The organism is Mycobacterium sp. IDUB_36 (assembly GCF_055419225.1).
In genome coordinates this window covers 3,103,718-3,125,660 of sequence record NZ_JBVAXH010000001.1, presented here as the reverse complement: position 1 = coordinate 3,125,660, position 21,943 = coordinate 3,103,718, and the positions used below count along the sequence as shown (strand labels likewise).

The window sequence follows — 21,943 nt, the reverse complement described above, 5'->3', positions numbered from 1 at the left end:
TCAGGCTCCTACCGGCTGGAACGCGAACGTGACGATCTCGTTGCCGTCGACGTCGGTGGCGAACGGAATCATGGTCAGTTCGACCGCCTGGCCGAACTTGAGCTTGGCCGGGTCGTTTTCGGTCAGCCGGCCTTCGACCCGGATCACGTCGTCCAACTGGACCAGGCCGACGCCGAAGGGCACGAAGTCCTCGCCGATCGGACCGGCGTACGGGGCACCGGGCGGGAAGCCCTGCGTCGTCCAGGCGATCAAGGTCCCGGAACGCGGAAGCTTGACGTCCGACATCGACGGGGCACTGCACCTCGGGCAGAGGTCCTGCACCGGGAAGGTGGTCGCGCCGCACGCGCCGCACCGACTGCCGATCAACTGAGGATCGTCATCGGGCCAGGTAGAGATGCTGGGGTCGATTGCCTTCTGCATCGAAGATCCTCCATCAGCCGCCGAACTGATAATGCGCTCACAGAACGGTACAACAGCATTCCGCAAAATCGGAAACCGCATTCTCATTTCTGCTCGTGGATGGGGGCCACCGCCCGTTTTCCCTTCACCGGGAGCTAAACCCTTCAGCCCCGCGGGCGCGTCTGCCAGCGTCGACGCAATGACCGTCACCGACGAGGCGGCACCGAGAGTCACCCAGGTCTGGGACACCCATCGATGGAACATCCTGCGATGGTCGTCGCCGGTCGCGCTGCTGGTGCTGTGGCAGTTACTCAGCGCCACCCGGCTGATCCCCGGCGACGTGCTGCCGGCGCCGCAGCTGATTTTCGAAGCCGGCTGGCAGCTGATCCAGAACGGGAAATTGGCCGAGGCGCTGGAGGTGTCCGGACTCCGCGTCGTCGAGGGACTGCTCCTGGGCGGAATCGCCGGGGTCGCCCTGGGCATCGCGGTGGGGCTCTCGCCCTGGGTCGAGGCCACTGTCGATCCACCGCTGCAAATGCTGCGAGCGCTGCCGCACCTGGGGCTGATCCCGCTGTTCATTCTCTGGTTCGGCATCGGCGAGCTGGCCAAAGTGAACCTGGTCGCGCTCGGAGTTGCTTTTCCGCTCTACCTCAATACCTTCTCCGCGATTCGGCAGGTGGACCCCAAATTACTGGAAACCGCTGACATTCTTGGCTTTTCGCTGTGGCAACGGCTGCGCACCATCCTGCTGCCCAGCGCGGCTCCGCAGGTGCTGGTCGGCCTTCGGCAGTCGTTGGCGATCGCCTGGCTGACGCTGATCGTGGCCGAGCAGATCAACGCCGACAAGGGCATCGGCTACCTGATCAACAACGCTCGCGACTTTCTGCGGATCGACATCATCATCTTCTGCCTCGCGGTCTACGCGCTGCTGGGCATCATCACCGACGCCATCGTCAGGGCGCTGGAACATCGAGCCTTGAGGTACCGCACATGACCGTGACATCCGAACGGCAGACCACCGTCGTCGGCCGACTCAGCAACGTCAACAAATTCTACGGCGGCAAGCGCATCCTCGACGGTATCTCGCTGGAGGTGCGGGCCGGTGAGATCGTCGCGCTGGTCGGACGCAGCGGATGCGGTAAGTCAACCGTATTGCGGTTGCTGGCAGGCCTTTCGGACGATCACGCGGGCCAGCGCGAGGTCAGCGGGGCGCCCGCGGTCGCCTTTCAGGAGCCGCGACTGTTTCCGTGGCGCGACGTCCTGACCAATGTGCAGTACGGGCTCAACCGCACTGCGCTGTCGCGCGACGCCGCCCGGGCCCGCAGCGAGCTGGCCCTGGCCGAGATCGGGCTCAGCGAGCACGCTGAGGCGTGGCCGTTGACGTTGTCAGGCGGTCAGGCTCAACGAGTTTCGCTGGCCCGGGCGCTGGTGGCCGAGCCGCAACTGCTACTGCTCGACGAACCGTTCGGCGCCCTGGACGCACTCACCCGGCTGTCCATGCGGGCACTGCTGCTGGACCTCTGGCGGACCCACGGGTTCGGCGTCCTGCTGGTCACCCACGACGTGGACGAGGCGGTCGAGCTGGCCGACCGGGTGCTGGTCCTCGAGCAGGGTCACGTCGCCCACTCCCTCACCATCGAGTCACCACGGCCGTCCGAGCGCACTGCCCGCCACGACGAGTACCGCTCCGAGTTGCTCGACAAACTCGGCGTTCGGCATTGATCACCAAGCGGCGGTTCGCCTTTCACGCCCTCGCCGCGGCCGTCTTACTCGGCGGCATGACGGGTTGTGTGTCGCGCGAATCCGGACCGAAGCCGCTCGCCGTGCCGGCGGCGGTGCCGACGTCGGAACTGTCCGGGCTGACATTGCGCGTCGGCGACCAGAAGGGTGGAACCCAGGCCCTGCTGCAGGCGGCGAATGCTCTCGAGGGTCTGCCCTATCGGATTGCGTTCTCCACGTTCACCTTCGGACCGCCGCAAATCGAAGCGCTGAACGCGGGCCGGATCGACTTCGCGGTCACCGGCAACACGCCTCCGGTGTTCGGCGCGGCAGCCAATTCGAAGACGCGGGTCGTCTCGGTCTACGACGGCGCCCAGACGGGCGAGCAGATCCTGGTGCGCACCAACTCGTCCATCACCGGCGTCCCCGATCTGCGCGGCAAGACGCTGCTGGTGGCCAAAGGCAGCGCCGCTCATGCCAACATCCTCGAACATCTCGCCGACGCCGGGATCAAACCCAAGGACGTCAAGCTGGTGTTCCTACAGCCCGCCGACGCGCTCTCGGCGTTCGCAAACGGGCAGGGCGATGCCTGGGTGATCTGGGAACCCTATACGGCGCAAGCCAATTTGACGCTGAAGGTGCGCAGTATCGGTTCGGCCGAAAACGGCTACCAGTTCGGCAGCGCGTCGGTGAAGGCGCTGACCGATCCGCAGCGCAACACCGCATTGTCCGACCTGCTGGTGCGTTACCAGAAGGCGGCGCAGTGGGCACGTGACAATCCGGACCAGTGGGCCAGGAAGTATTCGGCCGCAGTCGGTTTGAACCTCAAGATCTCCGCACTGGCCCAGAGCAGGCTTCGGCGGCTGAGTGTTCCGCTCGATGACAAGGTGGTGGCGTCCGAACAACGACTGGCCGAGTTGTTCGCATCCGCGGACCAGATTCCGGAGGCGCCCGACTTCGGCAGATGGGTCGACCGTAGGTTCAACGGTGTGCTCGCGAGCGAGCAGCATGAAGAGCCGACCACGAGGAGATGACGATGACGGTCACGGTGACACTTGAACTCCGGTTCAAGCCCGAGGAGGTCGCCGCAGGGCGCGAACTGATGGGCCGCGCGCTGCAGGACACCCGGGCGTTCGAGGGCAACGTGCGAACTGAGACGCTCATCGACACCGACGATGAGGCGCATTGGCTGATCTACGAGATCTGGGAGTCCGTCGAGGCCGACGACGCCTATCGCGCGTTTCGCGCCGGCGAAGGCAAGCTGACCCAGTTGCCGCCGCTGCTGGCCGCACCCCCAGTCAAGATCCGGTACTTGACCAGCGACATCTAGCTCAACGCCGGGATGATCTCGCGCTCGAAGAGTTCGACGCCGGAGCGGTCGTAGGCGGCCTCGGGGAAGTAACAGATCACGTATTCGCAGCCGAGGTCGCGCAACTTCGTCAGGCGCTCGATGACCTGCTCGGGAGTTCCGGCTGCCGAATCGGGTCCGCTGGTGTTGCCGATCATCGACTCGGCCGCTGACTCCGGCACGTAGCCGGTCAGACGGTCACGGATGCGCCGCAGGCGGTCGTCGACGCCGCGCTGGTCTTCGTCGACGACTGCGTTGACGTTGACCGACCGGACAATGGCGTCGAAGTCGGTGCCCACGTCACGACAGTGGCCGGCCAGCACCTCGGACTTGTGCTTGAACCCGTCCGGTTCGCCGGTGAAGTTGGTGTACTGCGCGTACTTGGCAGCGATGCGCAGCGTCTTCTGCTCGCCACCGCCGGCGATCCACAGTGGAATCCCGTTGTCCTGCAGCGGTTTGGGCTCGACGATTGCGCCGTCGACCTGGTAGTGCTTGCCTTCGAAACTGACTTTGCCGTGCCGCCAGGCATCACGCATGATCTGCACACCTTCGTCGAGGCGCGCAAGTCGCACGCCCGCCGACGGAAAGCCATAGCCGTACGCCCGCCATTCATGCTCGTACCAGCCGCCACCGATACCCATCTGGACGCGACCACCGGAGATGATGTCCGCCGTCGCAGCGACTTTGGCGAGGTAGGCGGGATTGCGGTAGCTCATCGCGGTGCACATCTGACCGAGTTTGATTCGCGACGTAGTCGCCGCATACGCCGACATCAACGACCACGCCTCGTGGGTGGCCTCGCCGGTGGGCATGGGCACGGTGTGGAAGTGGTCGTAAACCCATACCGAATCCCAGGCGCTGCCGTCGGCGTAGGTGGCCAGATCACGCATCACCGACCAGTGTTTGCCGACGTCGATTCCGACCAGATCGAGCCGCCAACCCTGCGGGATGAAGAATCCGAAGCGCATAACTCACGACTCTAGCGCGGGCCGTAAGCTGGCCGGATGGACCTCACCGGGATCGGGATCTGGAGCAGCCAGCTTCGCTACGGCAACGCAAGCGAATCCGCCGATGCGGCAGCAGAATTGGATGAGCTGGGCTTCCGGGCATTGTGGATACCCGACGTCGGCGGCAACGTCTTCGACGCGGTGGGCAACCTGCTGGCGGCGACCAAGAAGACCACGATCGCCACCGGAATCCTCAACCTGTGGATGCACACACCGGGCGACGTCGCAGCCAACTTCGCCGCGCTGACCAGCGACCACGGTGATCGCTTCCTGCTCGGGATCGGCGTCAGCCACGCACCGCTGATCGACGCCGGCTCGCCCGGGCGATACCGCAAACCTTTGGCGGCCACGGCATCGTTCCTCGACGAGTTGGACGCGACGCCACAACCCGTTCCCGTGTCGCGTCGGGTATTGGCCGCACTCGGGCCGAAGATGCTGTCGCTGTCGGCACAGCGCGGGGCGGGCGCACACCCGTACCTGGTCACCCCGGAGCACACCGCGTCGGCCCGCGCGACGCTGGGCGATGGGCCGCTGCTGCTGCCCGAGCAGACGGTCATTCTCACCGACGACCCCGAAGAGGCGCGCACCATCGGGACCGATTGGCTGCGTTCCTATTTGGCGCTGCCGAACTACGCCAACAACCTGCTGCGGTCTGGCTTCACCGAAGACGACGTGACCCAGGTGAGCGAGCGGTTGTTCAACGCGATCATCGCGTGGGGCGACGAGGACGCCATCCTGCGCAGGGTCTCCGAGCATCGTTCGGCCGGCGCCGATCACGTCTGCGTTCAGGTGCTGCTGAGCGATCCCACGGCATACCCGCGCGAGCAGTGGCGGCGTATCGCCGCGGCGCTGTCGTAGCGATTCACACCCGCCGCATCCTTCGCGCCCGCCGCACCCGTCGCAGCGAGGGCAGCGGCACCCAAAGTGCCCACCTCACAGCGACAATCGACGGGGTGTCGGACTGGTCGCGGTCGATACGACCCGGCCCGCATACCGCGATCGACCTGATACCGAATCCACCGTCGCGTGCTAAAACTGCGAGCGACCGTTGTCGCTACGAGGTGGGCAAAGTGACTGTCGGCTCTCGGATAGGCCACAGTGACGGATCTGACCGGCCCGGCCGGGCTACCGTATGCCCATGTCGTCCAAGCACACCATGTTCCGGCTGTTCTATCTGTTCGGGTTCAAGCCGTGGGACGGCCACCCGCTGGCGCAAAGCTTGCGCGACCTGATCGAGGGGAACGGCGCGCCACCGCTTCCCGTCGGTACCGCGCTCGAACTCGGTTGTGGCACAGGCGACAACGCCATTTTCCTGGCGAATCACGGCTGGCAGGTCACGGCCGTGGACTTCGTCGCCCAAGCCATCGAACTGGCCCGAAGCAAAGCGCGGAAGCAGCATGTCGACGTGCGATTCGAGCGGGCCGACGTCACCCGTTTGAGCTCTGAGGGACTCGGCGACGGATTCGACCTGATCACCGACAACGGCTGCCTGCATGCCATGAGCGACAGCGACCGCGAAGCTTACGTCCGTGAAGTCACTGCGGTCGCGGCGCCTGCGGGGCGGCTCCTGATCATCGCCATGCCCCCCGGCGTGCGACGCGGTGTGCGCGGCGTCGCACCGGCAGAGGTCGCGCGAAGGTTCGCCAGCGGCTGGACCCTCCTGACGTCCGGCGAGGAGGCGGCGCTGGATCGGGCCGAGAAGAACCCAGGTCGCTACTACTTGTTCCAGCGCAGCGAGTAGGCAACGAGTCACATCACTAACCCGTCGAGGTGGCACTCGATGTGCCCGCCTCACAGCGACAATCGCGAAGGTGTCACAACGGCGTGCGACGGTTCGGTGATGAGAGTGCTTCGCGGTACCGAGTTGCGTTACGTCCTGACCTTCCACTTGGCGAACCAGGGTCCGGCGACCGTGGCGGAATTGATCGACGGACTTCACCACCACGGTTTCGGCGTTCGGGGTCGGCCGTCCAAGGTCGTGTCCGACGCGCTGCGCTGGGAGATCGAGCACGGTCGGGTGCATCGAGTCGGTCGCGGACGATACGGTCCCGGGTACATTCCGCGATCCACCGACTATCGAATCCACCAGCGCGTGCTTGCCCTCCGATCGTCTGTTGTCGCTGAGAGGTGGGCACTTTGAGTGCCGCTCGTCGGCGGGGGCGCGAGTGGCTGGTGTGACGCGGCGATCGCGCCTACACGAAAGCCCCTGAAAACCGTTGGGCTTCAGGGGCTTTCGCGTGTCCTGAATCAGGTCAGCGAAGACGGCGGCAGGAAACGGTCGCCGTAGCGCTCAGCCAGCTCGCGAGCCCGCGCGACGAAGGCTTCTTTACCGATGCCGTGCGCTCCCTCGTAGCCGACGATGAACTGGGCCGAGCCGCCGGTGTACGGCGGGAAGCCGATGCCCATGATCGAGCCGATGTTGGCGTCGGCGGTCGACGTCAGAACGCCTTCGTCCAAGCACTTCTGGGTTTCCAGCGCCTCGGCGAACAGCATCCGGTCGACCATGTCCTGCAGCGGCAGGTCGGCCGAACCTGACTTGAACGTCTCGCGCAGGCCCGGCCACAACCGGGTGCGCTTGCCGTCGACGTACTCGTAGAAACCGGCACCCTTCAGCCGCGACGGACGCTCGAGCTCGATCATCTTCTCGACCACAGCCTCGGCCGGGTGCGGCTCGTACGTGCCACCGGCATCCTCGATGCCCTTGCGGCTCGCGGTCGCGATCTTGTGCATAAGCTCGAGGTTGAGCTCGTCGGACAGCTGCAGCGGCGGCGCCGGGTATCCGGCCTGCGAACCGGCGTGCTCGACGCTGGCCGGCTCGACGCCCTCGCCCAGCATCGCCAGCGCTTCGTTCACGAACGTGCCGATGACGCGGCTGGTGAAGAAGCCGCGGCTGTCGTTGACCACGATCGGGGTCTTGCCGATCGCCAGCGTGTAGTCGAACACCCGGGCCAGTGCTTCGTCAGATGTCTTCTCGCCCCTGATGATCTCGACCAGCGGCATCTTGTCGACCGGGGAGAAGAAGTGGATCCCGATGAAGTCCTCCTGGCGCTTCACACCGGTCGCCAGACCGGTGATCGGCAGCGTGGAGGTGTTGGACCCGAGCAGCGCGTTGGGCTCGACGACGTCCTCGATCTCCTGGAACACCTTGTGCTTCAGGTCCTGGTTCTCGAAGACCGCCTCGACCACGAAGTCGACGCCCTTGAGGTCGGCCGGGTCCGCGGCCGGAGTGATCCGGTCCAGCAGCTCCTTGGACTTCTCCTCGGTGGTCTTGCCCCGCTGCAGCGCCTTGGCCTCGAGCTTCTCGGCGTAGCCCTTGCCCTTCTGCGCGGCCTCGATGCTGACGTCCTTCAGCACGACCTCGTAGCCGGCCTTGGCTGACACGTAGGCGATTCCGGCGCCCATCATGCCCGCGCCCAGCACGCCGATCTTGTTGATCTTGACCGACTCGATGCCGTCGGGACGCGACCCACCACCGTTGATGTGCTGCAGGTCGAGGAAGAACGCCTGGATCATGTTCTTGGCGACCTGGCCGGTGACCAGCTGGGTGAAATAGCGGCTCTCGATCCGGCTTGCGGTGTCGAAGTCCACCTGCGCGCCCTCGACGGCCGCGTCCAGGATGGCCCGCGGTGCCGGCATCGGTGCACCCTTGAGCTGCTTCTTCAGCAGCGCCGGGAACGACGGCAGGATGCCGGCCAGCGCGGGGCTGGACGGGGTGCCGCCGGGCATCTTGTAGCCCTTCTTGTCCCACGGCTGCTCATGCGAGTCGGGGTTGGCCTTGATCCAGGCCTTGGCGGCGGGCACCAGCTCGTCCACCGAACCGACGATCTCGTCGACCAGGCCGGTCTCCTTGGCCTTGTCGGCCTTGAACCGGGTGCCCTGGGACAGGATGTTCATGAAGGCGTTCTGGATACCGAACATCCGCACGGTGCGGGTCACCCCGCCGCCGCCGGGCAGCAGGCCCAGCGTCACCTCGGGCAGACCGACAACCAAGCCCTTGACGTCCGCGGCGATGCGGTGGTGACACGCCAGCGCGATCTCCAGACCGCCGCCGAGCGCGGCGCCGTTGATGGCGGCCACCACCGGCTTGCCGAGGGTCTCCAGCGCACGCAGGTCACGCTTGACGTCCTCGACGGTGTCGAAGGCCTCACCGGCGTTCTCCGGGCCGAGGTTGATCATGCTCTTGAGGTCGCCACCGGCGAAGAAGGTCTTCTTCGCACTGGTGATGACCACGCCGGTAACCGAATCCTTCTCGGCGACAAGCTTTTCCACCGCGTTGTGCATCGACTCCGCGTAGTGCTCGTTCATCACGTTCGCCGACCCGGTGGGGTCATCGAGGGTCAACGTGACGATGCCGTCGGCATCCTTGTCCCACTGAATGGTGTTCTCTGCCATGGTCTTAAACCCTCTCGATGATGGTGGCGACACCCATGCCGCCGCCGATGCACAGCGTGATCAGCGCGCGGTGCGCGTTGCGGCGCTCCAGCTCGTCGACCATGGTTCCGGTGATCATCGCGCCGGTGGCACCCAGCGGGTGTCCCATCGCGATGGCACCGCCGTTGACGTTCAGCTTCTCGTCCGGGATGTCGAGATCCTTCTGGAACTTCAGCACGACGGAGGCGAAGGCCTCGTTGAGCTCGAACAGGTCGATGTCGTCGACCGTCAGGCCCGCCCGGTCGAGCACCTTCTTGGTGGCCGGCGTCGGCCCGGTCAGCATGATGACCGGGTCCGAACCGCTGGTGGCCGTCGCCACGATGCGCGCCCGCGGGGTCAGGCCCTGCGATTTGCCCGCGGACTCGGAACCGACCAGCACCAACGCGGCGCCGTCGACGATGCCGGAGCTGTTACCGCCGGTGTGGACGTGGTTGATCTTCTCGACGGCGTGGTACTTCGTCAGTGCCACGTCGTCGAAGCCACCCATTTCACCGATGCCGTCGAACGCGGTCTTCAGCTTGCCGAGGCTTTCCAGGTCGCTGTCGGGCCGCATGTGCTCGTCGTGGTCGAGGATGGTCAGGCCGTTCTGGTCGCGAACCGGCACAACCGATTTGGCGAAGTAACCACCGGACCAGGCCGCGGCCGCCTTCTCCTGCGAGCGCAGCGCGTAGCGGTCGACGTCCTCACGGGAGAAGCCCTCGATGGTGGCGATCAGGTCGGCGCCGATGCCCTGCGGGACGAAGCCGATCCGGTAGTTGGTCTCCGGGTCGGTGGCCCAGGCGCCGCCGTCGGAACCCATCGGGACACGGCTCATCGACTCGACACCACCGGCCAGCACCAGGTCGTCCCAGCCGGAGCGGACCTTCTGCGCGGCGGTGTTGACGGCTTCCAGGCCGGAGGCGCAGAACCGGTTGAGCTGCACGCCACCGGTGGTCTCGGGCAACCCGGCGGCCAGCACCGCGGTGCGGGCGATGTCGCCGCCCTGGTCGCCAACCGGCGACACCACGCCCAGGATCATGTCGCTGATCAGGGTCTCGTCCAGATCGGGAAAGCGCCGGCGCAGTTCGTCGACCAGGCCGACGACCAGGTTCAGCGGCTTGACCTCGTTGAGCGACCCTTTGCGCTGCTTGCCGCGCGGCGTGCGGATGGCCTCATAGATGAAGGCTTCTTCGGACATGACTGATTCCTCTTAACCGTTTGATTTTGAGATCCGGCGACGGATCCCGCCGTTGGCGACGCTAGTCCTCCACCCGGCACCCTAACAAAGTGCCCGGCCAACCTGTTGGTTGGGAGGGCTTGGCTTAGGCTCGACGGCCATGACGGTGAAGCGACTGCAGCCGTACGCAACCACGGTGTTCGCCGAGATGTCCGCGCTGGCGGCACGCATCGGCGCGGTCAATCTCGGCCAGGGATTTCCGGACGAGGACGGGCCGCCGGCCATGCTCGAGCTCGCCCAGGACGCCATCGCCGATGGCGTCAACCAGTACCCGCCGGGCATCGGCATACCGGCACTCCGGGAAGCGGTCGCCGCCCAGCGCAAACGCATCCACGGGGTCGACTACGACCCGGCGACCGAAGTGCTGGTCACCGTCGGAGCCACCGAGGCCATCGCCGCGGCGGTGTTCGGTCTGGTCGAACCGGGCGCCGAGGTCATCCTGATCCAGCCGTTCTACGACTCCTACTCCCCGGTGGTGGCGATGGCCGGCGCCCGGCGGGTGGTGGTGCCGTTGGTGCCCGACGGGCGGGACTTCGCGCTCGACATCGACGCGCTGCGGCGAGCTGTGACACCCCGCACCCGGGCCTTGATCCTGAACTCGCCGCACAACCCCACCGGCACAGTGCTCAGCGCCGCGGAGCTGACCGCGATCGCCGAGATCGCCGTCGCGGCCGACCTGCTGGTCATCACCGACGAGGTCTACGAGCACCTGGTGTTCGACGGCCGGCGGCATCTCCCGCTGGCCGGCTTCGACGGGATGGCCGAGCGCACCGTGACGATCTCGAGTGCGGCGAAGATGTTCAACTGCACCGGCTGGAAAATCGGTTGGGCTTGCGGCCCCGCGGAACTCATCCAGGGCGTGCGGGCGGCTAAACAGTATCTGACCTACGTCGGCGGCGCACCGTTCCAGCCGGCGGTGGCCGATGCCCTCAACACCCAGGACGCCTGGGTGGAGGCATTGCGAAACTCGTTGCAGGGCAGGCGTGATCGTCTCATCCGCGGTCTGACCGAGGTCGGCTTCGCGGTCCATGACAGCGCCGGCACCTACTTCGTCTGCGCCGACCCGCGACCGCTGGGCTACGACGACAGCACCGCGTTCTGCGCGGCACTACCCGAACAGGTCGGGGTGGCCGCGATTCCGATGACGGCATTCTGCGATCCCGCCGCGGACCACTCGGCCGCATGGAACCATCTGGTGCGCTTCACATTCTGCAAACGCGAGGACACCCTCGACGAAGCGATCCGCCGGCTCGCGCGACTACGCGGCTAGGCCGACTGGTTCGCCTGGACGACGGCCATCACCTTGCGGCGCAGTCCTTCGGTTGCGGCGTAAAGGATCTTGCGGCGAGCGCGGTTGATCAAGAACTCCGGGATCGGCGCCGACGGCTCGAGGGTGATCTCGAAACGCACCCGCGTCCGGTCCTCGGTCTCGCGGTGCATGGTGTACTCGGCGTGCTGCGCATGCTGCTGCAGCGTCCTGCTCGCATCCCACACCACCCAGTCGGGACCCCAGTGGTACTCGATCACCTCGGTGTCGACGATGCCGGACACCCGAATGGTGACCTTCGCGTGGTGGGGACGACCGTCGGGATAGCAGTCGATGACCTCGGCCCGCTTGTGCACCGCGGACCAGGACGGTACCGAGCCCACGTCGGCCAGCGCCTCCAGAATGGTCTCCGGCGGCGCCTCGATGACAACCTCACGCGAAGCTTGTACGGCCACTACGAGCAAAGTAGCAACGCAGGGGCATTCGCGAAGCCTACTGTTGGGAAATGCAGCAACTGAGTTGGACCGACGACATGTTGCTTCGCGCGGAGAAGCCCGAAACTCCGCTACAAATCCAGCTGTTGCTGATCTACGACCCGTCGACCGCCCCCGACGGGAAGGTCACCTTCAAGGGAATTCTCGAAGAGCTCGACGCGCGCCTGCATCTCGCCGAGGTCTTCCGCCGGCGAGTGACCGAGCTGCCCATCGGTGTCGACCGGGCCTACTGGGTCGACGATCCCAGCTTCGACCTCGAGTACCACGTCCGGCACATCGGCCTGCCGCAGCCGGGTGATTGGCGCCAGCTCTGCATCCAGGTCGCGCGACTGCACGGCCGCCAGATCGACCTCCGGCGTCCGCCGTGGGAGATCACCGTGATCGAGGGGCTCAACGCGGTTCCGGGGGTGCCGAAAGGCTCGTTCGCGATGGCGCTGAAATTGCACCACTGCGCGGTCGACGGGATGGCGAGCGTGCAGATGATCGCGGCCATGCACGATCTGGCCCCGGACAGCGCACGCCCGCCCGGCCCCGAATCGCCGTGGCAACCGGCCCCGCTGCCCTCGACCGTAAACCTGTTGTCGCGCACCGCCTTCAAGGCAGCGCTGTATCCCGCGCGGGCTACCGCGGTGCTTGCCGCGAGCGCCCCCAAGGCGGTACGCGGGCTGGCCGGCCTTCCCGGCAAGCTGATCAGCACCGTGTCCAAGATCCCCGAACTCGGCACGCCGTCGTTCCCGTCGAAGACTCGCTTCAACCAAACCGTTTCGCCGCACCGGGTTTTCGAGGCCCGGTTCCACGACCTCGAGGATTTCAAGCGGATCAAGTCCCGCGTGCCCGGTGCCACGGTCAACGACGTGGCGCTGGCCTACGTCGGCGGTGCCCTGCGGCACTACCTGGCCGGCCACGGGGAGCTTCCCGACGAGTCGTTGGTGGCGGCCTGCCCGATGTCGTTGCGCCAGGCCGACGACACCACCGCTCAGGGCAACGCGTTGTTCGGCCGCTTGCAGTCGTTGGGTACCGACATCTCCGACCCGCTCGTCAGGCTCGCCACGATCGCCGAGTCGACCGCGGGCAGTCGGTCGGGTCCGGACCGGTCGGCCCAGACGCAGTTGATCGAATTGATCGGGACGGTGCCGACCGCACTGCTCGGCGTGGCCGCGAAGGCCGCGAGCGTGCTGCCGTTCTCGGGTCCGAATGTCGCCACCACAACGGTGACCAACGTGCCGGGCCCACCCGTGCCGCTGTATTTCCGCGGGGCCAAGCTGCTGCGCGCCGCCGGTCTGGGACCGCTGATCGGCGGCATGAACCTGATCCACGTTGTCGCGAGCTACAACGGCACGTTGTCGATCAGCGCCACCGCGGATCGCGATGCGCTGCCCGACCCGGGCAACTACGCCGACTGCATGGAGCAGGCGTTCAAGGAATTGCTCTCGATAGCCAGCTGAGCGGAACCTCGGTAGAGCGAGTGACGGGACTCGAACCCGTGTATACGGCTTTGCAGGCCGCTGCCTAGCCGCTCAGCCACACCCGCACGAGGAATCACCATCCAGCATGAGGCGCTGGCGGGCCACCGTTTTGCTCGACACGATCGCTATTGCCGGCGTTCGGACTCGACGACGGCCATCACCTGGTCGCGGAGTCCCTTGGTTGCGGCGTCGAGCACGATCTCGCTGGCCCGCCGGACCACGAACGCGGGCACCGGTCCCGCCGGCTCGACGGTGATGTCGAAGCGCACCCGGGTCCGGTCGACGCCGACCGGCTGCAAGTTGTATTCGACGTGCTGCCCGCGCTGCTGAAAGGTGTCGCTGGCATCCCAGACCACCCAGTTGGGACCCCAGTGATATTCCAGGATTTCGTTGTCGACGAGCCCGAAGATCTTGATGGTGGCCTTGACATGATGCGGACGGCCGTCGGAGTACCAGTCCAGCACCTGAATCCGTTTGTGCACCGGGGACCACGAGGACAACGACCCGACATCGGCCAACGCCTCCAGGATCACCCCCGGCGGCGCGTCGATGACAATCTCTCGCGATGCTCGCACGGCCACTGACAACCAAGCTAGCAAGCCGGCACCCGACGGGTCGCTTATCAGAGGGTTGATTACCAACCGATTTCGTCGAGCGGCGTGGTCGACTGCGGAATCGGGCGGACCGGTGGCGGCGGCGTGCGGCTGAACCGTGGTGCCGGCGCGGCCTGATCGACACCGCCCGCGTTGACCACGCTGGCGCGGGCGTTGAGATGCGGGTCGGCGGCGGCCTCGCTCCACGTCAACACCGCCGTGACGCACGCGTCGGTGCCGTCGAAGATCGACGCCCACTCCTCGCGGGTCTTGCCGGCGAATCGCCGGGTGAACACGTCGAACATCGTTGGATAGGAACCGATGTCGAACTGACTCGGCACTTCGTCGGCCGACAAGCCGAGCCCGGCCAGCAGCGCCGCGAAGAATTGCGGCTCGATGGCGCCCACCGCCATGTACTTGCCGTCGGCGGTTTCGTAGCAGCGGTAGAACGGCGCACCCCCGTCGAGCAGAAAGGATTCGCGCTCGTCGCGCAGCGCGCCGGTCGATTTCATCGTCCACATCATCTGCGCCAGCACGCCGACCCCGTCGACCATCGCCGCGTCGATCACCTGACCGCTTCCCGAGCGCTCCCGCTCGTAGAGCGCGGTGACGATGCCCACGATGACGAACATCGAGCCGCCCCCGAAGTCGGCGACCAGATTCAACGGCGGCATCGGCGGCCGGTCGCGATAGCCGAGCGCCGACAGCGCACCGGTCTGCGACAAGTAGTTGATGTCATGGCCGGCCGTGCTGGCCCGTGGCCCGTCCTGCCCCCAGCCGGTGATGCGCGCAAAGATCAGGCGCGGGTTCACCGCCGCACAATCCTGCGGGCCGATGCCGAGGCGCTCGCAGGTGCCGGGTCGAAAACAGTCCAGCAGCACGTCGGCCTTCGCCGCCAGTGCCAGCAGCCGTTGTGGATCGGCTTTGACATCGAGGTCGACGATCCGCTTGCCGCGGTGCAGCAGGTCGAGATTCTCCGCCGGCATGGTCAGTCCCCCGGGGCGGCGGACCCGCACCACGTCGGCGCCCAGATCCGCGAGCACCATCGCCGCGTGCGGGCCCGGCCCGATGCCGCCGAGCTCGATCACCCGCACGCCATCCAGCGGTCCGCGGGAGGCCAACGTCGTTACTTCCCCTTCTTCAGTTCCAGCACCCGATCGCGTAACCCTTTGGTGCCGGTGTCGATCGTCCCCTTGACGGCCCGCTTGAGGACGAAGCCGGGCAACGGCACCACCGGGTCGACGCTGATCTCGAAGAGGACCTTGGTCTTGTCGCCGTCCGGCGTCAACGTGTACGAGGCGTCCTGCGAGCGTTGCTGACCGGAGCTGACCAGTGTCCAGCTGACCTTGTTCTTGCTCCAGGTGTAGGCAACCACCTGCTCGTCGGTGATCCCCGCGGCCTTCACCTTCATCTTCACCTTGAGTGGTCGCCCGTTCTTGTCCTTCTCGAGGACCTCGGTGCTCTGATGGGGCGGCGACCATTCGGTGACAGAGTCCAGATCGCCGATGACGTCCAGGATCTCCTCCGGGCTCGCCTCGATGACGATTTCGCGGGTTTCGTTTATTGCCATGTCCGGACGATAGCGAGCGGACGCCACAGCGACGGCGTTTTCGTCGGCAGACCGGTACCGTCGACCTCGTGACTGATCTGGCTGATTCGTCCTACACCGTCGGCGACTACCTGGTGGATCGGCTGGCCGAACTCGGCGTCACCGAGGTGTTCGGCGTCCCGGGCGACTACAACCTGGAATTCCTCGACCACATCGTCGCCCATCCGCGTCTGCGCTGGGTGGGCAACGCCAACGAGCTCAACGCCGGATACGCCGCGGACGGATACGGCCGGCTCCGTGGAATGGCCGCTGTGGTAACCACATTCGGCGTCGGCGAGCTGTCGGTCGCCAACGCCATAGCCGGCAGTTATGCCGAGCATGTGCCGGTGGTGCACATCGTGGGCGGCCCGTCGAAGGACGCGCAAGGCACCCGACGGGCACTGCATCACTCGCTGGGCGACGGCGACTTCGAGCACTTCCTGCGCATCAGCCGTGAAATCACCTGTGCGCAAGCCAATCTCATGCCGGCCACCGCGACCCGGGAGATCGACCGAGTGCTCTGCGAGGTTCGCGAACAGCGCCGACCGGGATACCTGTTGCTGTCCACCGACGTCGCCCGCTTCGAGACGGAGCCGCCGAACGCGCCCTTGCCGCACTTCACCGGCGGCACCAGCCCGCGGGCCCTGGCGTTGTTCACCGAGGCCGCAAGCACACTCGTCGGCGACCACCAGCTGACCGTGCTGGCCGACCTGCTGGTCCACCGGCTGAACGCGGTCGACAAGCTCGAGGCGCTGCTGGCCGCCGACGTGGTGCCGCACGCGACGCTGATGTGGGGCAAGAGCCTGGTCGACGAGAGCGCGCCGGATTTCCTGGGTATCTATGCCGGCGCCGCCAGCGCCGACCCGGTGCGCCGGGCGATCGAAGAGGCACCGGTGCTGGTGACGGCGGGCGTGGTGTTCACCGACATGGTGAGCGGATTCTTCAGTCAGCGCATCGATCCGGCCACCACCATCGACATCGGCGTGCAGCAGAGCACGGTCGGCAACGAGGTGTTCGCACCGTTGGAGATGGGTGCGGCGCTCGATGCGCTGACCGCGATCCTGACCGAGCGTGGTGTGCGCTCCCCCGCCGTCGTATCGACGTCCGACGACGAACCGGTGGACAAGCCCGACCGCGACCAGCCGTTGAGTCAGAAAGCGTTGTGGGACAGGTTCTGTGACGCGCTCACCCCGGGTAACGTCGTTCTGGCGGATCAGGGCACGTCGTTCTACGGGATGGCGACACACCGGCTTCCGCAGGGTGTCACGTTCATCGGTCAACCGCTCTGGGGTTCCATCGGATACACCCTGCCTGCCACCCTGGGTGCTGGGCTGGCCGAACGCGATCGCCGCCCGGTGCTGCTGATCGGTGACGGCGCCGCGCAGCTGACAGTGCAAGAGCTGGGCAACTTCTCGCGTGAAGGCCTGTCGCCGGTCGTGGTGGTGGTGAACAACGACGGCTACACCATCGAGCGGATGATTCATGGAAAGACCGCGCCCTACAACGACATCGTGCGATGGAGCTGGGCCGACATTCCCAACGCCCTGGGCGTGACGAACCACCTGACGTTCCGGGCGCAGACTTACGGCGAGCTCGATGACGCGTTTGTCGCTGCGGCGCAACATCAAGACCGAATGGTGCTGATCGAAGCGGTGGTGCCGCGCCTCGACGTCCCCGACCTGTTGACCGACCTGGCCGCTGACCTCGGCTGACGGCCGCCCGCGCCGACAGCTCAGCTGCCGCGGCCGTCCTTCGGGGTGCCGAGCAACATGCGTATGGTGCGCCGGCAGCGGCCGCAGTCGGCGCCCGCCCCGCATGCCGCCGCAATCTGATTGGTCGTCGACGCACCACCGGCGATGGCGTCGGCCACCACCTGGCTGGTGATCCCGTTACACAGGCAGACGAACATCGCGGGGCCTGCTACTCGTCGATCCGCATCATGTCGAAGAACTTGCCGACGAACACCGGCGGATACGCGCCGACGCCGGCTCCGTCGATCCACGGGGCGGCGGCGTCGGGGTGGGCGATCCATTCCCGGGCGCGGTCCTCGTCGTCGAGTTCCTGCAGGATCATGACTTCATGGCTGTCGTCGAAGGCCTGGAAGAGTCGGGTCTCCCGGATGCCGGCCTGCTCGAATCGCGCTTGCGCACTGCGTATTTCGTGTGTCAGGACCGGGACGTTATTCACCGACGAGATCGCGGCGACCACGACACCCGGCGCGGAATTCGCCACGCGGGCCCCCGACCCGAACCGTTCCACGATTTCGCCGGCGAAGACTGCGGGAATGTCGTCGACTCCGACCGCATCGAACCAGTCGAAGAACACCCGCGAGCGCAGCAGTTCCACGATCGGCTCTCGACTCCGCACGCCGATGGTCACCAGTACGCGACCGCGGTCGTGCGTCGAGGTGTACAGCAGCACATGGTGCGCCCCGATATCGGCGAGTGCTGACCGGCGGCGGGTGAGCAACGGCCACACCTGCTCCGGGTCGGGCACCCGATAGTCGGACGCGATCACCAGTGAATGCGAGCGCGGGTCGAGTGCGCTCACCGGAGCTGGTCCTTCATCACCTTTCCGGTGGCGTTCAGCGGCAGACTGTCGAGAAACTCGATGTATCGCGGCGCCTTGAACCCGGCCATCCGCTCACGGCACCATGCCACCAAATCCTGTTCGGACATCGCAGTTTTCGCGTTTGCCCCTGGCACCACGAAGGCCTTTCCCACCTGGCCGAGCCGCTCGTCGGGCACACCGATCACGGCGACCTGAGCAACGCCCGGATGCTCCAGCATGAACCCCTCGATCTCGGCCGGGTACGCGTTGAACCCGCCAACGATGAACATGTCCTTTTTACGCCCGTCGATCTTCAACCGGCCCGACTTGTCGAAATTGCCCAGATCTCCGGTGTGCAGCCACCCGTCGTCGTCGATCGCCAGGGCGGTGGCCGCCGGATCGTCGAGATAGCCCTGCATGACGCCGTAGCCGCGCACCAGCACCTCGCCGTCACCGGCGATACGCACTTCGACGTCCTCGCAGGGCAGACCCGCAGTGGTGGCCACGTCCTCGAAGGAGTCGCCGGGGCGCGACAACGTGACATTGCCGGCTTCGGTGAGCCCGTAGCCGGTCATCAACGTCTGGAACGGCAGTTCGTCGTGGATGCGGCGAACCAACTCGACCGGGATGTCGGCGGCGCCCGTCACACCCGCCCGCAAACTCGACAGCCTGGCCTTGTCCGCAACCGTCAGCAGCGAGTGATACACGGTCGGCGGCCCCGGCAGCATCGAGATTCGTTCCCGTTCAATGAGATCCACCACGGTGTCGACGTCGAATACGGCCAACGGCAGCATCGTCGCGCCACGCAGGAACGAGGCGATCAGTCCGGCCTTCAACCCGAACGTATGGAAGTACGGGTTGATCATCAGATAGCGGTCGCCCGCGCGCAGGTCAGCGAGCGTCGCCCATTCCTCGTACATCCGCAGCGTCTGGCGATGATTCATCATCGCGCCCTTGGGACGGCCGGTGGTACCCGAGGTGAAGATGATGTCGGAGACGTCGGCGCCATCCACCGAACGCTCGAACGGCGAACCGCTGGAAAGGAAGTCGGACTTCAGGTCGATCATCGGGACACCTGGCGGTCCGGTGAATACCTGGCCGAGGAATCCCTGCTGCACCAGAACGGCTTTCGCGTGACTGCGGCCGATGATGTCACCGGCCTCGTCGGGCTTGAACCGGGTGTTCACCGGCACCAGCACAGCACCGGCGGTGAGCACACCGAACGCCGCGATGATCCACTCAGCCGAGTTCGGGGCCCAGACCGCGACCCGATCGCCCTTGGCGATACCGATTTCGGCGAAAGCGCCTGCAGCGCAGCGGATCCGGTCGACGAGCTCACCGAAAGTCAAGCGCAGCGGACCGTCGACGACCGCTTCCGTGCCACCGAACCGGTCCGCCGCGCCGGCGACCATCTCGGGGATGGTCTGCCATGTGTGACTTGTCAGCGCGCCGCTACACCGTGACGAGACGAGACAGGTTCCCGCCCATGATCTTTGCCTGATCGTCGGCGGACAGGTGTGACAGCGCGTTGACGTAGAACGTCGGCTCAGCCAGACCCTCCGGGTGCGGCCAGTCCGAGCCGTACAGCACCTGGTCGACACCGACCAGGTTGACCAGGTCGTCGATGCCGTCCTCGAAAAACGGGCTGACGTGGATCCGGTTCTTGACCATTTCGACGGGGTCGCTCGGGAATGCCTCCGGAGCCTTCCGGAAGACCTCGGCCAGGCCGTCCAGCAACGGGGTCATCCACTTCGAGCCGGCCTCGACGATCGCGACCTTCAGCTTGGGATGGCGGTAGAGCGCGCCGTGGATGACCCACGAGCCCACCGAGTCCTGGATCGGCCGCCACTCGTTGAGGATGCCCATGGCGTTGGTCTGGAACGGCAGCATCTCTGCGCTGGCACCGTCCCACTCGGAGGTGTAGCGGGAGTAGCCACTGTCACTGGAGTGCATGCCGACCAGCACGTCGTGCTCGACGACCCGCTCCCAGAACGGGTCGAACTCGGGCAGTGCGAACGACCGGGGACCGCGGAAGCCGGGGACCGGCGCCGGGCGGACCAGGATGCACCGGGCACCGCGCTTGACGGCCCACTCGAGCTCCTCGATCGCCTTCTCGACGATCGGCAGCGTGATGACGGGGGTGGTGAAGATGCGGTTCTGGTAGTTGAAACCCCAGACCTCGTCGAGCCACTCGTTCAGCGCGTGCACCAAGACGTGGATGGCGACCGGGTCGTCCGACAGCCGCTCCTCCAGAAGACTGGCCAGGGTCGGGAACATCAACGTGCGGTCCAGGCCCAGCTCGTTCATCTTCTCCAGGCGTGGGCCGGGCTCGAAGAACGCCGGGATCGCGCGCATGGGCTCACCGAACAGCTCGCGCTTGCTCTTACCCTCCGGGTTGCCGTACTTGAAGTACTCCTCCCAGGCGCCCGGCCGGGCGACGACCTCGAAGGTCGGGTTGGGAATGTAGTTGCTGATCTGGCCCCGGATGGCGATCTTCGTCCGCCCGTTGACCTGCGGGTACTGGACGTAGTCCTTGTACTCCTTCGGCAGGAACTTGGTCAGCGCCTCCGGCGGCTCGTAGAGATGGTTGTCCGCGTCAAAGATTGGGAACGGGACGTCCTCACGATGCGACAGCTGGCCCATGAAATCCTCCTTCACATTTTGTGAGAATGATATTCTCACAGCGCAGATACCGCAATGCCCTCACCCCCTGTCACCGCGCCGAAGGTAGAGGTCGCGCAGCAGGGCCACCTCGGCTCCGTGATGAATCACCTCGCGATGGATATGCAGGACCAGAGTGGCCATCGGCTTGTCCGCATACGGCCCCTCGGCCGGACCGCACGGCGCGGCCAGCGCCGCAGGATCCAGCGCGGCGACCCCCGCGATCCAGCGCGCATACCCGTCGTCGAGCTGCCGCAGCGCCGTCGCGGCGGTCGCGGCGTAGCGGAACGATTCGTAGTCCATCGGCGGTCCGCCGAAGTGCGAGGCGGTGCGCATCCCGAACACACCGACGATCAGGTGAGCGAGCCGCCAGGCGATGGTCGTCACCGGTGCGGGTTCGGGCTGGGGGAACGCGAAGTCGATCACCGTGTCGCCGCCACCCGCCGCCTGGGCGGTGCGCTGTTGCCCGCGCGGGCGCACGCCCCAGCAGTCCGCGACCGGTTCCCAGTGGTATTCGTCGTCGGTCAGTGCGGTCAGCCGCGGCCGCAGCCCAGTCTCCCAATGGAAGCGCAGCTGATCGACAAGCTCGGTGGTCCAATCCAGGGAAGTGCTCATGGCGCCCAGGTTACGACCGGTGACAGACAGCAGCCGGTGGCCTTTTGGCGAATTGGCTCGAGCCCCCGACCTGCACCGGCTAGGGTCATGACAAGAGCAACGGTGACGCTGTTCTCCGCTACGGAGAATGCCAATATCGCCGCTGGGGAGCGGACGGCCGGAGGTGCGCATGACAACCATCGGTAAAGCTGCGTTGGGCATGGCTGTGGCGGCCCTGACCGCCGTCGGGACCGCGGCCCCGTCACCGGCCGACCCGCCGGCGCACCAGGTCACCTATGTGATCACGGCGGCAAGTCCGATCTGGGCCGACATCTACTACCTGGACCAGCAGCCGCCGAAATACTCCGATTACAGCCACAACCCGTACCAGTACACGCCGAATGTCCAGGCCGACATCGGACCGGGACACCCGTGGACCTCGCCTCAGGTGATGCTCACCGACCCCGACAACTACGCGATGGTCGTCGTGAGTACCGGCACCGAGCCCGGCACACCGATGTTCCATTGCGCGCTGGTCGTGGACGGAAAGGTCGTCAAGTCCAACGACGGCGCCAAGGGCACACTCTGCTCACTGCGCAGCTGGTGAGCC

General features: G+C 66.2%; 24 protein-coding genes and 1 tRNA gene. 11 read left to right on the top strand and 14 right to left on the bottom strand.

All coding sequences use genetic code 11. From position 1 onward, the window contains the following. Complete coding sequence (locus ACZYW1_RS15510) at positions 1–420, bottom strand: Zn-ribbon domain-containing OB-fold protein (protein WP_463787067.1); 420 nt, start codon at positions 418–420, stop codon at positions 1–3. 178 nt (positions 421–598) lie between these two features. On the opposite strand from ACZYW1_RS15510, the gene ACZYW1_RS15505 reads away from it, so the two are divergent. Genes ACZYW1_RS15505 through ACZYW1_RS15490 form a run of 4 tightly spaced genes read left to right on the top strand, consistent with a single transcriptional unit; the run spans position 599 to position 3,448 of the window. Continuing rightward, positions 599–1,393: an ABC transporter permease gene (locus ACZYW1_RS15505; protein WP_463787066.1), complete on the top strand. Its 795-nt coding sequence runs from the start codon at positions 599–601 to the stop codon at positions 1,391–1,393. Beyond that, positions 1,390–2,121, top strand: a complete 732-nt coding sequence (locus tag ACZYW1_RS15500; protein ID WP_463787064.1) for an ABC transporter ATP-binding protein — start codon at positions 1,390–1,392, stop codon at positions 2,119–2,121. The genes ACZYW1_RS15505 and ACZYW1_RS15500 overlap by 4 nt, the downstream gene beginning before the upstream one ends. Before the next feature lie 56 nt (positions 2,122–2,177). Continuing rightward, entirely contained in the window at positions 2,178–3,152 is a 975-nt protein-coding gene (locus tag ACZYW1_RS15495; protein WP_463787845.1) for an ABC transporter substrate-binding protein, read from the top strand. Positions 3,153–3,154: 2 nt separating this feature from the next. Further along, the gene (locus tag ACZYW1_RS15490) at positions 3,155–3,448 is read left to right on the top strand and encodes a putative quinol monooxygenase (protein ID WP_463787063.1); all 294 of its coding nucleotides are present in this window, start codon (positions 3,155–3,157) and stop codon (positions 3,446–3,448) included. Here the strand turns inward: ACZYW1_RS15490 and ACZYW1_RS15485 are convergent. Further along, positions 3,445–4,434 (bottom strand): LLM class F420-dependent oxidoreductase, encoded by a 990-nt coding sequence (locus ACZYW1_RS15485; RefSeq protein WP_463787062.1) that lies wholly within the window; start codon positions 4,432–4,434, stop codon positions 3,445–3,447. The genes ACZYW1_RS15490 and ACZYW1_RS15485 overlap by 4 nt on opposite strands. A 36-nt stretch (positions 4,435–4,470) precedes the next feature. Between ACZYW1_RS15485 and ACZYW1_RS15480 the strand changes: the two genes are divergently transcribed. The 3 genes from ACZYW1_RS15480 (at position 4,471) to ACZYW1_RS15470 (ending at position 6,613) form a co-directional block, all read left to right on the top strand. Further along, on the top strand, positions 4,471–5,331 hold the full coding sequence (locus ACZYW1_RS15480) for an LLM class F420-dependent oxidoreductase (RefSeq protein ID WP_463787061.1): 861 nt from the start codon (positions 4,471–4,473) through the stop codon (positions 5,329–5,331). Between the two features lie 280 nt (positions 5,332–5,611). After that, entirely contained in the window at positions 5,612–6,214 is a 603-nt protein-coding gene (locus ACZYW1_RS15475; protein WP_463787060.1) for a class I SAM-dependent methyltransferase, read from the top strand. A gap of 99 nt (positions 6,215–6,313) precedes the next feature. After that, positions 6,314–6,613, top strand: coding sequence for a hypothetical protein (locus ACZYW1_RS15470; RefSeq protein WP_463787059.1), 300 nt, complete (start codon positions 6,314–6,316; stop codon positions 6,611–6,613). A 107-nt stretch (positions 6,614–6,720) separates the two neighbouring features. Here the strand turns inward: ACZYW1_RS15470 and ACZYW1_RS15465 are convergent, their stop codons facing one another. After that, a complete protein-coding gene (locus ACZYW1_RS15465) occupies positions 6,721–8,865 on the bottom strand; it encodes a 3-hydroxyacyl-CoA dehydrogenase NAD-binding domain-containing protein (protein ID WP_463787058.1) in 2,145 nt (714 codons plus the stop codon). Positions 8,866–8,869: 4 nt separating this feature from the next. After that, positions 8,870–10,081 carry an acetyl-CoA C-acetyltransferase gene (locus ACZYW1_RS15460; protein ID WP_463787057.1) on the bottom strand — a complete coding sequence of 404 codons (1,212 nt, stop codon included), beginning with the start codon at positions 10,079–10,081 and terminating at the stop codon, positions 8,870–8,872. Between the two features lie 139 nt (positions 10,082–10,220). On the opposite strand from ACZYW1_RS15460, the gene ACZYW1_RS15455 reads away from it, so the two are divergent. Next, entirely contained in the window at positions 10,221–11,390 is a 1,170-nt protein-coding gene (locus ACZYW1_RS15455; protein ID WP_463787056.1) for a pyridoxal phosphate-dependent aminotransferase, read from the top strand. Here ACZYW1_RS15455 and ACZYW1_RS15450 read toward each other — a convergent pair. Continuing rightward, positions 11,387–11,842, bottom strand: coding sequence for an SRPBCC family protein (locus ACZYW1_RS15450; RefSeq protein WP_463787054.1), 456 nt, complete (start codon positions 11,840–11,842; stop codon positions 11,387–11,389). The two genes, ACZYW1_RS15455 and ACZYW1_RS15450, sit on opposite strands and share 4 nt — an antisense overlap. A gap of 50 nt (positions 11,843–11,892) precedes the next feature. Here ACZYW1_RS15450 and ACZYW1_RS15445 point away from each other — a divergent pair, with 50 nt between their 5' ends. Further along, entirely contained in the window at positions 11,893–13,326 is a 1,434-nt protein-coding gene (locus ACZYW1_RS15445) for a WS/DGAT/MGAT family O-acyltransferase (protein WP_463787053.1), read from the top strand. 15 nt (positions 13,327–13,341) lie between these two features. Here ACZYW1_RS15445 and ACZYW1_RS15440 read toward each other — a convergent pair. From ACZYW1_RS15440 to ACZYW1_RS15425, 4 genes are all read right to left on the bottom strand, one after another. Beyond that, positions 13,342–13,412: transfer RNA gene (locus ACZYW1_RS15440), tRNA-Cys, on the bottom strand. Positions 13,413–13,472: 60 nt separating this feature from the next. Continuing rightward, the gene (locus tag ACZYW1_RS15435) at positions 13,473–13,928 is read right to left on the bottom strand and encodes an SRPBCC family protein (protein WP_463787052.1); all 456 of its coding nucleotides are present in this window, start codon (positions 13,926–13,928) and stop codon (positions 13,473–13,475) included. 53 nt (positions 13,929–13,981) lie between these two features. Continuing rightward, positions 13,982–15,061, bottom strand: a complete 1,080-nt coding sequence (locus ACZYW1_RS15430; RefSeq protein ID WP_463787051.1) for a CaiB/BaiF CoA transferase family protein — start codon at positions 15,059–15,061, stop codon at positions 13,982–13,984. A 5-nt stretch (positions 15,062–15,066) separates the two neighbouring features. Further along, the gene (locus tag ACZYW1_RS15425) at positions 15,067–15,510 is read right to left on the bottom strand and encodes an SRPBCC family protein (protein ID WP_463787050.1); all 444 of its coding nucleotides are present in this window, start codon (positions 15,508–15,510) and stop codon (positions 15,067–15,069) included. Between the two features lie 68 nt (positions 15,511–15,578). Here ACZYW1_RS15425 and ACZYW1_RS15420 point away from each other — a divergent pair, with 68 nt between their 5' ends. Then, positions 15,579–17,240: an alpha-keto acid decarboxylase family protein gene (locus tag ACZYW1_RS15420; protein WP_463787049.1), complete on the top strand. Its 1,662-nt coding sequence runs from the start codon at positions 15,579–15,581 to the stop codon at positions 17,238–17,240. A 20-nt stretch (positions 17,241–17,260) separates the two neighbouring features. On the opposite strand, the gene ACZYW1_RS15415 is transcribed toward ACZYW1_RS15420, so the two are convergent. From ACZYW1_RS15415 to ACZYW1_RS15395, 5 genes are read right to left on the bottom strand one after another with little or no spacing between them, the layout of a single operon-like run. Beyond that, entirely contained in the window at positions 17,261–17,437 is a 177-nt protein-coding gene (locus ACZYW1_RS15415; protein ID WP_463787048.1) for a (2Fe-2S)-binding protein, read from the bottom strand. Positions 17,438–17,448: 11 nt separating this feature from the next. Then, positions 17,449–18,078 (bottom strand): fatty-acid--CoA ligase, encoded by a 630-nt coding sequence (locus tag ACZYW1_RS15410; protein ID WP_463787047.1) that lies wholly within the window; start codon positions 18,076–18,078, stop codon positions 17,449–17,451. Further along, positions 18,075–19,490 carry a FadD3 family acyl-CoA ligase gene (locus ACZYW1_RS15405; RefSeq protein WP_463787046.1) on the bottom strand — a complete coding sequence of 472 codons (1,416 nt, stop codon included), beginning with the start codon at positions 19,488–19,490 and terminating at the stop codon, positions 18,075–18,077. The genes ACZYW1_RS15410 and ACZYW1_RS15405 overlap by 4 nt, the downstream gene beginning before the upstream one ends. A 40-nt stretch (positions 19,491–19,530) precedes the next feature. Next, a complete protein-coding gene (locus ACZYW1_RS15400) occupies positions 19,531–20,721 on the bottom strand; it encodes an amidohydrolase family protein (protein ID WP_463787045.1) in 1,191 nt (396 codons plus the stop codon). Between the two features lie 60 nt (positions 20,722–20,781). Continuing rightward, entirely contained in the window at positions 20,782–21,354 is a 573-nt protein-coding gene (locus tag ACZYW1_RS15395) for a DinB family protein (RefSeq protein WP_463787044.1), read from the bottom strand. 199 nt (positions 21,355–21,553) lie between these two features. Here ACZYW1_RS15395 and ACZYW1_RS15390 point away from each other — a divergent pair, with 199 nt between their 5' ends. Further along, on the top strand, positions 21,554–21,940 hold the full coding sequence (locus tag ACZYW1_RS15390) for a hypothetical protein (protein ID WP_463787844.1): 387 nt from the start codon (positions 21,554–21,556) through the stop codon (positions 21,938–21,940). Positions 21,941–21,943: the final 3 nt, after the last annotated feature.